The organism is Saccharolobus solfataricus (genome assembly GCF_900079115.1).
GTDB lineage: Archaea > Thermoproteota > Thermoprotei_A > Sulfolobales > Sulfolobaceae > Saccharolobus > Saccharolobus solfataricus.
The window spans coordinates 1,071,331-1,083,488 of record NZ_LT549890.1; the positions used below are offsets into that span (position 1 = coordinate 1,071,331).

Consider the following 12,158-nt stretch of genomic DNA (forward strand, 5'->3'; position numbering starts at 1 on the left):
TTTGAACACTATATAGCCATAAAGGGATCTATCTACCATAAAAATCCTTTTATTAATTAACGTTTAATTATTTATTATGGACTTCTCCGAATTGAGAGATATTGAGCAAAAGGTAGAGGAGAGAGAGGATTTTTCTGGAGATAAAGTAAGACCATTAGTCGTGTTTTTCCCTAAGGATGAGGATGAGGTTATTAGAATTGTTAAGTTTGCTAAGAAAAACAAAGTACCCATAATACCCTGGGGTCAAGGAACGAGTTTAACTGGAGCAGTCTCATGTGATAAAAACTGTATACTTGTTGACCTATCAAAAATGAATAAAATTTTAGAGATAAACGATGTTGACTGGTATGTAAGAGTCCAACCGGGAATTAAATTAATAGACCTTTTCGAGGAATTGGAGAAAAAGGGCTTTATGTTACCTCCAGATCCAGCAAGCTTCTTCCTATGTTCAGTCGGCGGGGCAGTTGCTGAATCCTCAGGAGGGATGAGGGGAGTAAGACATGGCTCGTTTAGAGAATGGGTATTATCATTACGTGTTGTATTACCAGATGGGGAAGTAATTAAGGTTGGAGAACCACTAAGGAAGAATAGGGCCGGATATGATTTAGTCCATTTGTTTGTGGGAAGTGAGGGAACTTTAGGAATAATAACGGAAATCTGGTTAAGAATAATCCCAATTTCCAAGAGGAAGATGGTTATGATAGCTGCAATGCTAAAAGATTTCGAATCTGCAGGGGAAGTGATATTAGGTTTAAGGAAGAACAAGATCTTGCCAGAGTTATCAGAATATGTTGATGCTGATGTAGTCAAGGCGTTGAATAAGCACTTTAGCGCTAACCTAAAGGAAACGGAGGGAGGAATGCTATTAATTTCAATAGAGGAAGATAGTGTTAATGATGTATTGAAAGTTCTTGAGGGGAGGGCAGTTGATATTAAAATTGCAGAAGGTGAAGAGGCACAGAAATTGTACTCATTAAGATCACAAGCTGCGATTGCAGTGAAAGCAGAGGCAGGAAACGTATTTTACGCTGAAGACATAGTTGTACCAGTTTCTAAATTGCCCGAGGCTATAAGAAGACTTGGAGAAATAGGCGAGAAGTACAATACTAAATTCTACGTAATATCACATATAGGTGATGGTAACCTTCATCCAAATATAATAATTGAGGAAAAAGAAGTAAGGGAAAAGGCATTTGAAGAAATAGCTAGAATGGCAATAGAGTTAGGTGGTTCTGTTAGCGGTGAGCATGGTATTGGTGTGCAGAAGGCAAAGTTAATGGCTGAGCAAATAGTTAAACACAATGGTATTAGGGTATTAGACTTAATGTATCAGATAAAGAAGTTAATTGATCCAGACGACATAATGAATCCAAATAAGTATGTAGAGTTAGCCTATAAGTACATATCCTCTCCTACAAATTCTATACTAGATTAATAGGATTTACTAACTTAAAGTTAGGTCCTTTTAATTCTTACTATAAAATTTACCCTCCTAATATTTAATGTAACATTTTCTCTTCTCAAAATTGTAACATCTAAACACTTTATCTTAACGGGGGTTAAGGGATCTTCCGCCCCCTTCCTCAAGGGGATGGATAGCCCCCTTATATAAAAGTTTTTTAACTAATCTAATCATATATTTCTTACATGATAGTTACCAATGGAGTAAGCGTCACCGAGACGCCTTGGTTAAAGCGAGGGTCAATGAGGTACGCCTCTGCTCCAGACAGTAGCCCCAAAGGCGGTAACAGTGTCATGGTTAATGAGTTTCGTTCGGGGTCGGAACGACCCTTAGTGTGGAGCTCTGCCCTCTACCGCTGGCAAGGTGGGGGTATGAGGCAGGAAGCCTTGTCCGTTAGGGCAGGGCAGTTCACTCTGGCATAGCTAGTGGAGACTACTTTCCCATTTTCAAATACCTAAACCAGTAAACACTAATTCCATCTCGTCTACAACATAAATGCTACTAGGTGATTTAGTATCAACCTACGCCAATGCTATTATTGGACGCACTTTATATGACTGTATATTACTTTTTAAATGTTAATAATTTAAGTTTTTACTAAATATAATGAAGATTTTATTAACCCCGATACGAAAAGTAAATTGGTGAGTAAAAAGTGAGTAGTCTTAAGATATATAAGGAATTGGATTTGACTAGTTCTTCGTGTGCTGGGCCTATTGGTGAGTTGTCCAGTGTTATTGATGAGTTGAGGGATGGCGAGGCTGTTAAGGTCATTTTGGGTGATGAGGCCACTAAGAAGGACATTACTTTGTGGAGTAAGAAGAAGGGCTTGAAAATAGTACAAGAGTCGCAAGAGGGAAGCAAGTACGTATTATTAATAAGCAAATAAGGAATTAGGTTACTTTTCTTTTTTCTCTCCTATTTTTATTCAAAAGGAGTGTATTAGGTGAAGTTAACATATGGACGTATTTTAGGGCAATTTTTATGCTCTTTATGTCTGGTGTAAATGAAGGTTTATCCATTAATGGGTTAATCCAGATGATAGAGTTACACCTTTGTTTTATAATTTTCAACTCTCTTTCTAATAACTCTAATTCACCTAAATCCCATCCATCGCTAAATATTACAACACTACATTTCCTGAATAGTAATTCGCCATAGTTTTTCCTTAGATTATATAAGGCTTCTCCTATTCTCGTTCCACTTCCATAAGATACTAGGGAGATTATTTTTTTCACATCAATCTCGTCTATTCTGCTTACTTGGAAAAATTTTGTAACTCTTCTCATATCAGTACTAAAGTAGAATATTTCAGCTCTATTAGTAACTCTTCTAGTAAAGAACGAGAGTAATAGTATTTCCTTAATATAGTCCTTCATTGAACCTGATATATCGCATAATAATACCATGTATGATTTATTTATTTTCCTCCTATGTTTAATAAGATATGGCGATTCTAATGAGTATTTTATTTCATCCCTTATTGTCATTCTTACATCTATTTCCCCGTTATCATTAACTTTGAATCTATGTCCCTCATAATTTAGTGTAATTTCCTTGAGCCTCTTTGCTATTTTACTCCATTTTATCATGTCACTATTTTCTATATTGAATAAAATTGTCTTAATTTTAGATTCAGCTGGACTATACATGTAAAGTTCATTGGTTAAATATGGCCTATCAGTTACTTTACCCAGAACTGAATATTTATTTTCAATTTCTTGTCTTTCATCTAGTCTATCTTTATCTATTGCAAAATCTTTTATCATTGTTGCCTTTAGTACTGCCTTAATGGTCTCAAAATCTCTGTCTTTTATTAATTTTAGTGAATTTATCGTGTCTATAGTCTCATCTACTCCAACATTCCTACCTAATTGTCTGATAATATTAGCTATCTTTATTATTTTCTTTTCTTCTTCCATTTTTAATTCCCTCAAAATGCCTTATATCATCCTCATCCTTAAGCAAAACATTTACCACTAAACTCTTTATATCCTCCTCGGATTCCGCACCTAGTAAGTTTATCGCATTAACTAGATCTATAGTCTCAGCTATTCCGGGTTTATGTAATATTTCTTCATCTTGTCTAACACTATTCACTATTTTAATGACCTTTCTAGCTTTCTCCACGTCTATTTCTCTAACTTTTCTTCTTACTATTTCTAACTCCTTTTCCTCATCTGGATAATTCAAGTATAGGTAAAGGCATCTTCTTTTAAGTGCGTCTGAAAGGTCTCTAGTCTTATTAGACGTTATGAACACAAATGGTTTATCTTTAGCTTTTATGGTTCCCAACTCTGGAATAGTTACTTGAAATTCCCCTAGAAATTCTAGTAAAAATCCCTCGAATTCAGGATCAGCTCTATCAATTTCATCAATTAATAAAACCACTCTCTTATCACTTTTTATAGCTTTCAATAATGGTCTCTCAATTAGAAATTCCTCACTATATATTCTTTTCTTAACTTCATTCTCATCCACTTGCTGCATCATTTTAATTTCTAATAACTGTTTTGGATAATTCCACTCATAAAGGGCATGAGTGTAATCTAGACCTTCATAACATTGCAGTCTTATTAAGTCTAAGTCCAGCACTTTAGCTATAACCTTAGCTAGTTCCGTTTTTCCACAACCTGGCGGTCCTTCTACAAGCAAAGGCTTTTCTAACTTCAAAGCAAGGAATACCGCTATAGCTGACTTTCTATCAATTATATAGTCCTTTTCGGCAAGCAATCTAATTAATTCATCTACACTGTTAAGCATAATTTATAACACCTATAGAAATAAATTGAATAGAGTACAGAAAAACGTTTTATTAATTGATATCTTCCTATTATTACTCATCAGACGCTACTCCTTTCTCCTTGAGAACCTTCCAAACTTTCCACGGCCATATGGGCATGTCAATATGTTTAACTCCTAAATCCCATAAGGCGTCAACTACTGCATTCACAAATGCCGCTGGGGATCCTACAGTAGCTGACTCTCCTACTCCTTTAGCACCTAAAGGATGATGTGGTGATGGTGTCACAGTCTTATCTAATTCCCATTTAGGTGTTTCAACCGCAGTAGGTATTAGGTATTCGGCGAAGCTTCCTCCATAAATGTTTCCATTCTCGTCATAACGTATTTCCTCCATGAAAGCTGTACCAAAACCCATTGTTAGTGCTCCCATTATTTGCCCATCCACAATCACTGGGTTTATTATATTACCACAGTCGTCAACAGCCACAAATCTCCTTACCTTAACTTGTCCAGTTCCCTTATCTATATCCACTACACAGATATAAGCTCCAAATGGGAATGTCATATTTGGAGGGTTATAATACGTTACTGCTTCAAGTCCTGCTTCAACGTTAGGTGGTGGGTTAGTATACGCAGCAAGTGCAACATCTTGGATAGTTTTATATTTGTCTGGATAGCCTTTAACGTAAAACTTGCCCTTTTCAAATACTATATCCTCTTCTCTGGCTTCAAGTAAATGAGCTGCTATTTTTTTAGCCTTATCTAAAATCTTTCTAGAAGCTACAGCGGCAGCAGCACCTGCTGTAGGTGTACTACGACTTGCGTAGGTACCTAAACCATATGGACAAGTATCTGTATCACCCTCTTCTACTATTATGTCCTCTACTGGGATGCCTAATATTTCAGAGATTATTTGGGCATATGTCGTCTCATGCCCTTGACCTTGTGCTCGTGTTCCAAATCTAGCTATGACTTTTCCAGTTGGATGTATCCTAATTTCAGCACTATCGAACATTTTAATACCGACTATATCAAACAGATCAGCTGGACCAGCCCCTACTATTTCCACAAAAGTGCTAATTCCTATGCCCATAAGTTCTCCCTTCTTTCTCTTCTCCTCTTGCTCCTTTCTTAACTCGTAATATCCTATCTTTTCCATTGCTTTCTTTAACGCTGAAGCGTAGTTTCCACTATCATAAGTCCAACCAAGTGCGGATCTATATGGAAACTTCTCTGGAGGGATGAAGTTCTTTAGTCTTAATTCTGCAGGATCCATATGTAATTCGTGTGCTAAAATATCAACTAATCTCTCTATTGTGTAAGAGGCTTCTGTTACTCTGAATGAACACCTATATGCTATACCACCAGCTGGCTTGTTAGTATAAGCTCCAGTAACCTCAACATACGCAGCCTTTATATCATAAGCACCAGTACAAATACTAAATAACCCTGCTGGGAATTTGCTTGGATTTGCATCACCATAAAACGCTCCATGGTCACTTATCACTTTAATTCTAAGTCCCAAGATAGTACCATCCTTCTTAGCGGCCAATTCACCATGGATGTGGAAGTCCCTTGCGAATGCTGTGCTTCTCATATCTTCTGATCTAGTGTTTATCCATTTAACTGGTCTTCCTAATTTTACTGATGCGTAGGCTGAAACTACATATCCGGGATAGACATATACTTTGCCACCAAATCCTCCTCCTATATCTGGTGACACTATCCTTATCTTGTTTTCAGGAATTTTAGTTACCATTGAGAACACCGTCCTAACGACGTGAGGAGCTTGAGTAGTCATCCATAGGGTTAACTTTCCAGAAACTGGGTCATAATGCGCTATTGACCCCACTGGCTCCATATAGGCCACATGTAGACGCTGATAATAGAAGTCTTGGCTCACTACAATATCCGCTTCTTTAAATATTTTTTCAGTAACCTCTTTATTGCCAGCTTCCCATCTAAATACTAGATTAGATTTCTTATCTGGCCTAACAATAGGAGAATTGGGCTCTAACGCTTTTTTAGGATCGATTACTGGTTCTAACGGCTCATATTCTATTTCTACTTGATTTGCAGCATCCATCGCTGCATACTTATCCTCAGCTATTATGGCCACTACTTCTTGCCCTTGAAACACTACTTTATCGGTTGGCAAAACCATCATTTTATCTCCCATTAACGTTGGGATCCAAGCTAGTCCAGCTTTATCTAGCTCTTCTCCAGTAATTATATCAATAACTCCCGGTATAGACTTAGCTTTCTCGACACTAATTTTCTTTATTTTTGCATGAGCGTACGGACTTCTTACGAAAACTAGATATGCCATATTAGGTAGTTTTATATCGTCAACGTAAGTTCCCTTACCCATTAAAAATCTAACATCCTCTTTACGCCTTATCTTATGTCCCATACCGTGAACTCCAATTGGCGGTAAGGTTTCTTCCATCCTAACTCATCTCCCTCATTTTCTCAGAAGCATATTTTATGGCTTCAACAATATTCTGATATCCAGTACATCTGCATAAATTTCCAGAGATACCCCATCTTATCTCTTCCTCCGTTGGATTTGGATTCCTTTTAAGTAATTGATACGCGGCCATTATCATTCCAGGAGTACAATAACCGCATTGCAACCCATGCTTAACCCAAAATCCTTCTTGTATTGGGTGTAATTTACCATCTCTAGCTAAACCCTCTATAGTTAGCACTTCCTTTCCATTAGCTTGAACTGCAAATATAGTACACGATTTTGCTGCTTTACCATTAAGAATTACCGTACAAGCGCCGCAGTTTGTTGTATCGCATCCTACATGAGTTCCGGTTAGTCCTGCAACCTCCCTAATAAAATGTACTAATAATAATCTTGGCTCTATATCGGCCTCATAAGGCTTTCCATTAATCGTTATTCTCACGTGAACCTTCTGAGCCACTTTAAGCACCTCCCAATACTCTTCTCAAGCTATGTCTAATTGCCCTTATTGTTAACACTCCAGCCATTGCCTTCTTATAATCTCCAGGGGGACCAAAAGGTTCTTCCACTGGCGTAATCTCTTCAGTAACTATTTTTCCAACCTCTTTAATTAGGTTATCATTTATTTTATTCCCCCTCAACAAATTCTCAGCCCTAGTTACCTTTACTGGATTATTTGCGGCTCCTCCTATTGCAATCCCAGCATCTTTGACAGTACCATCGTAGTCTAGGGATAAGTTAACTGCAGTGGAAACTATTGCGAAATCTCCAACTCTTCTCTCTAATTTTATATAATGACCCCCATTTCTAGGTTGAGGAATTGGAATTCTTACCTCAGTCAAAATTTCATCCGGTCTTAGAGCAGTTTGGAAGGGTCCTAAAAAGAAATCTTTAGCCTTAATAATCCTACTTCCCGAGAGGCTGGTAGCAACAAATTCAGCGTTATATGCTAGCATTACTGCAGGTAAATTATTTCCGGGATGATTGTAGCATACATTTCCTCCAACTGTCCCCCAATTCCTAACTATTGGATCAGCTAAATGCTTAATAGCTTCATGAAGTAATGGATACTTAGACTTTATTAAATCTGAATATTCCAAATCAGAATACCTAGTGAGAGCGCCTATTTTTAAATATCCATCAGATTCAATAATATATGAGAGATTAGGTATATTATTAAGGTCAATTACGTACTTAGGAGAGACTATTCTTAATTTCATTGCAATTATCAGACTTTGTCCGCCAGCTAGTACCTTAGCATCTTCGCTATACTTAGAAAGGAACTCTAATGCTTCATTAAGAGTGCTCGGAGAAAAATAATCAAATGGTGCAGGATACACTTACCTCACTATGTATCGATTCGTTATATTAGTATAAAAAGGTAATTATGTCTAATAATACATATTCCATTATTTGACATATATTTGAGGATTACCATCAAATTTATCCTTACAATATTTACTACAGAAATAGTATACTTTACTCCCAAAAGTTGAATAGTAAGGAACTGACGTAGAGATACTCATCCCACAAACTGGATCAGTAGCCTCATTAGTTTTCTCTTTAACATTCCTTGTATTTGTTTCTCTAATATTTGAAATTTTAACTACCTCAGCTAAAACACTTAACGCTATTTCTTCAGGCAATGTAGCGTTTATATCTATCCCCGCAGGAACTTTAATCCTAGAAAGAGAGTCATCTTTGTAGCCCTTATTACGTAAATATGAAAGTAAATCCTCTCCCCTTCTCTTTCCTGCTATGACTCCAATATACTTTATCCCAGTGTTTAGAAGAGCTTCTGCAAATTCGTGATCCTTTTCGCCCATTGTAGCTACTATAGCAAAGGTATTTCTGGTTATTTTTACATTTCCTATCTCATTTGTACTATCTAACTTTATTATGATAAAGCCAAGCATCTCTCCTAATTTCTGAACGTAATGCGTTATAGGGTTATTTCCTACTAAAATAAGCCTTTTCTTAGATAGTAAGGGCTCTATATATACATGAACAATTCCTCCATGGCAAGTATTTAAGCTTAAATATTTAATTTGACCGTTTTCTATGGCTTCTAACGAATATCTTATTATATCATCCCTAGTACAAAATCCCCCTATCCATCCCTCAAAGTTTCCATCACTCTTAACAATTATTTTATTTCCGGGCTTTAAAGAGCTTGGTCCTTCAGTGCTAATTACTTCAACAATAGCGAATTCTTCATCATTTTCAATTAATTCCCTAACTCTATTTATAAACTCATAAGAATGGCCAAAGTAGCTAATCTTCTCTTCATACATCATTACAAATTAATATGAAAATGAGACTATTTAAACTTAATCTCACTATATTTGAAAAACACTAAAGAGAGTTTTAATATTTTAGCTAGTCATAGTCAAGTATACTCCCAATAGCGTTATTGCAGAACCAATAATTTGCAATGGTGTAGGGATCTCTCTAAAGAACGCATAAGACAATACGTAAGCCATTATCGGAACTAACAATGAACCAGATCCAGCCTTAACACTTCCCAAATGCTTAACCGCATTAAACCAGAAATAGAATCCTCCAACTTGCGAAATCAACCCTAAAGCTAATAGCAATCCAATATTCATTACGTTAACCACGAAATGATATCCAATTGGTGTTAAGAGTAATAGGATTGGCAGTGACGTTATTCCCATGAATCCGTTTAACTTCACTAAGTCTTCCTTAACTAAATTTCTCTTGTAATATACTGTACCAATAGCCCATACTAAACCTCCTACTAGACCAAACAAAAGCCCTAAATCAAATGATAGGAAAGCCGATGCTGTAACTCCTATTACACCTAAAATTATTCCAATAATTCCTTTCGCCTTAACTTTGGTTCCTAAGATCGTCTCTATAATAAGGATAAATAGTGGCTGAGTATATATCATAACTGCTACTAAACCGGGATTAGAGGAAAAATAGACGCCTAAGTTTAAAAACGTTAACAATCCCACAAAATTAAACAAACCGTTAATAAATTGTTTCAAACCAACTGAAAGACCTCTGCCTAGTATAATGAAAAACACACTAGCTATTGCCACTCTAACAACGCTCACTATCATAGGCGACGAGTAGTACGTAATGAGTTTAGTTAAAGGATACGAAAGGCCCCAAACTATTGCCACTGGAATCATCCATTTTACAAATAGATATGAGGTACTGGATGACATAGTGTAAGATTACATGAGTAAGTAAAAAAGTTTACTGTTAACTATTGAACAACTTTATGAAAGCTATAAGAAAAATCACTTTAACAATTCCTTAAGATCAAATCCTTTATCTGCCAAAGAGTTCTTCTTATTTGAAACATCCACACTTCCTTCAATTAACTTATTTAGAACCTCTAATTCACTGTAATCCCTATTTATAGCTACATATCCCCTAACTATACCGCCTTTCAAATATATTACATTAAAATTAGGATTATCAGAGTTAAACCTCCCTCTTATTATATATTCGTCATAATTCCTCGTTTCACCGGCTGACTCTATGTGTAAGTCGAATATGTCTGACCATATGGATGATATGAAATTGTAAGCCTCTCTGCTTCCAGCCATATTCCTAGCTGCCAATTTTCCAGTGTACTCCGCGTTGTTCCAATGCTCTATTCTCTTCCTCTTACCCTCCCTTGGATCGAATATGTTAGCGATGTCCCCAGCTGCATAAATATCCCTGGCATTCGTCTCTAGGTACTCGTTAACAACTATGCCATTATCCACTTGCATTCCACTTCTCTGCGCTAGTTCGACATTTGGCGAGATTCCCACTGCGATTAGGAACATGTCTGCCTCAATTTTTCTACCGCTTGAGGTTGTTGCGATTTTCCCTTGAATCTCCTTCACTGACTCGTTTAGAATGAAGTTTATTCCCTTACTTTCCAAGTATTGTTGTATGACTCTTGATACTTTTTCGTCTACGAATGTATTCCATATGTATGGCATTACTTCCACTACTGTAGTCCTTACGCCAAGTGTTGTCAAGCTAGAGGCCACTTCAACACCTATAAATCCAGCACCAATTATTAACGCGTTTTTGCCTTTACTCGCAGCTTCCCTTATCCTATCTGCGTCATCCAAACTTCTTAAGTATAACGCGTTTTCACTCCCCGGAATGTTTAATCTCCTAGGCCTACCACCAGTACTTATTAATGCCTTATCAAAGGATATTACACTACCATCATTTAGTATTGCCTCCTTTAAATTAGCATCAATCCTTTCGACACTCTTGTTTAACATTACCTCTAAATTATCCCTCTTGTAAAAATCATCAGACTCGAAGAATAATTTATCTCGTGGCATTTCTCCTCTGAGGTAATATTTTGATAGTGGTGGTCTATCGTATGGGTAGTATCTGTCTGATGTTACCATGATTATTTTTGAGTTTGGTTTTAGTTCTAGTAGTTCCTTCAACGCGTTGTATCCCGCAATACCACTCCCAATTATTAAGTATTGACAAGATTTTTCGGTCATAATAATGAATTCGTAAAGGATGATTATAAACCTTAAATTTATACTTGCTTTGTGTTGAATTCTCACAAAGAGAGAGATAAGAGGGACTATAAACCTAAATTGTACACTTGGAGGTAAATTGATAAGGAAGATAATATAGTAGTTCAGTGGAAAAATATTCAATATATCAACAAAGCAATTCAGAGTACTTATCTTCCTCCTTTTGTAAAAGCTTTCTGCAACCATTATTGCGAGATGCTGAAAGTATTTTGGGAAAGTTTTATTATTTAACAATCCTTCGTTATTATATGCAAGATCCTGTTTGCAAGATGGAAGTTGAGAACACTACACCACATAGGATAAACTATAAAGGTATAACGTACTATTTCTGCTCTAAAGGGTGTTTAGACGAGTTTAAGAAAAATCCAGCAAAATACGTCTCCCCAACTGATTTGAATAAGAAAATTAACGTTAAGATCGTTTACTGTAGACCTTGTAAGTATATGGATAGGGCGTTAAATCTAGCTAGAGACATTTTATCCTATTTTGAGGAGGCTAATGTTGAGCTAGTCCAGGGTGATAGGGGAATTATGGACATATATGTTAACGATGAATTAGTATTTTCTAGGTATATAGAAAAAAGGTTTCCAGAAAGTGATGAGATTCTAAAAAGTATAGGTCAAAAATTACAACTTGCCAGACAGTCTTAGGATATCCTCTACAATACTCTCAATTTCTTCAATGTTACTGTAATTCTTTTTTATATCCTCTATTGTCATCTTCTTCTCTGTAAGGTGTTTAACTAGAACGTCAGTAGCTATTTTAGTTAAGGTCTCTACGTCAACCTTATATTTATCTTTCAGTTGCATTACTGCATCATCTACTGTACAACTCTTAACGTTAGTAGGGGCTGATAACCCTTTAAGGTCTTTTAATTTCCAACTCATAATTAATGAATAATTGTACAAGCTAAAAATCCTTTTCTTCAAGAGGCATATAACCT

Annotated in this window: 12 protein-coding genes; 3 read left to right on the top strand and 9 right to left on the bottom strand. The window is 36.3% G+C overall.

The genetic code is table 11. The features are described from left to right. Positions 1 to 76: 76 nt before the first annotated feature. Both SSOP1_RS06115 and SSOP1_RS06125 read left to right on the top strand, forming a co-directional pair. Entirely contained in the window at positions 77 to 1,435 is a 1,359-nt protein-coding gene (locus tag SSOP1_RS06115) for an FAD-binding oxidoreductase (protein ID WP_009990058.1), read from the top strand. A gap of 682 nt (positions 1,436 to 2,117) precedes the next feature. Then, positions 2,118 to 2,351, top strand: coding sequence for a sulfurtransferase TusA family protein (locus SSOP1_RS06125; RefSeq protein ID WP_009992171.1), 234 nt, complete (start codon positions 2,118 to 2,120; stop codon positions 2,349 to 2,351). Between the two features lie 4 nt (positions 2,352 to 2,355). Here SSOP1_RS06125 and SSOP1_RS06130 read toward each other — a convergent pair whose 3' ends face one another. From SSOP1_RS06130 to SSOP1_RS06165, 8 genes are all read right to left on the bottom strand, one after another. Further along, positions 2,356 to 3,384, bottom strand: coding sequence for a VWA domain-containing protein (locus tag SSOP1_RS06130; protein ID WP_009990997.1), 1,029 nt, complete (start codon positions 3,382 to 3,384; stop codon positions 2,356 to 2,358). Further along, positions 3,350 to 4,225, bottom strand: a complete 876-nt coding sequence (locus SSOP1_RS06135; RefSeq protein ID WP_009990995.1) for an AAA family ATPase — start codon at positions 4,223 to 4,225, stop codon at positions 3,350 to 3,352. Before SSOP1_RS06135 ends, SSOP1_RS06130 begins: the two co-directional genes overlap by 35 nt. A gap of 73 nt (positions 4,226 to 4,298) precedes the next feature. After that, positions 4,299 to 6,656 (bottom strand): aerobic carbon-monoxide dehydrogenase large subunit, encoded by a 2,358-nt coding sequence (locus tag SSOP1_RS06140; RefSeq protein ID WP_063492735.1) that lies wholly within the window; start codon positions 6,654 to 6,656, stop codon positions 4,299 to 4,301. Position 6,657: 1 nt separating this feature from the next. Then, positions 6,658 to 7,140 carry a (2Fe-2S)-binding protein gene (locus SSOP1_RS06145; RefSeq protein WP_014511629.1) on the bottom strand — a complete coding sequence of 161 codons (483 nt, stop codon included), beginning with the start codon at positions 7,138 to 7,140 and terminating at the stop codon, positions 6,658 to 6,660. A gap of 1 nt (position 7,141) precedes the next feature. Continuing rightward, on the bottom strand, positions 7,142 to 8,020 hold the full coding sequence (locus SSOP1_RS06150) for an FAD binding domain-containing protein (RefSeq protein WP_009992007.1): 879 nt from the start codon (positions 8,018 to 8,020) through the stop codon (positions 7,142 to 7,144). Positions 8,021 to 8,089: 69 nt separating this feature from the next. Further along, the gene (locus tag SSOP1_RS06155) at positions 8,090 to 8,977 is read right to left on the bottom strand and encodes an XdhC family protein (RefSeq protein ID WP_014511630.1); all 888 of its coding nucleotides are present in this window, start codon (positions 8,975 to 8,977) and stop codon (positions 8,090 to 8,092) included. A 78-nt stretch (positions 8,978 to 9,055) separates the two neighbouring features. Next, positions 9,056 to 9,877 (bottom strand): DMT family transporter, encoded by an 822-nt coding sequence (locus tag SSOP1_RS06160; RefSeq protein WP_014511631.1) that lies wholly within the window; start codon positions 9,875 to 9,877, stop codon positions 9,056 to 9,058. Between the two features lie 75 nt (positions 9,878 to 9,952). Then, positions 9,953 to 11,176, bottom strand: coding sequence for an NAD(P)/FAD-dependent oxidoreductase (locus SSOP1_RS06165; RefSeq protein WP_063492736.1), 1,224 nt, complete (start codon positions 11,174 to 11,176; stop codon positions 9,953 to 9,955). Between the two features lie 287 nt (positions 11,177 to 11,463). Between SSOP1_RS06165 and SSOP1_RS17900 the strand changes: the two genes are divergently transcribed. Further along, positions 11,464 to 11,865, top strand: a complete 402-nt coding sequence (locus tag SSOP1_RS17900) for a SelT/SelW/SelH family protein (RefSeq protein ID WP_009990851.1) — start codon at positions 11,464 to 11,466, stop codon at positions 11,863 to 11,865. Here the strand turns inward: SSOP1_RS17900 and SSOP1_RS06175 are convergent. Next, complete coding sequence (locus tag SSOP1_RS06175; protein ID WP_009990852.1) at positions 11,842 to 12,102, bottom strand: hypothetical protein; 261 nt, start codon at positions 12,100 to 12,102, stop codon at positions 11,842 to 11,844. The two genes, SSOP1_RS17900 and SSOP1_RS06175, sit on opposite strands and share 24 nt — an antisense overlap. Positions 12,103 to 12,158: the final 56 nt, after the last annotated feature.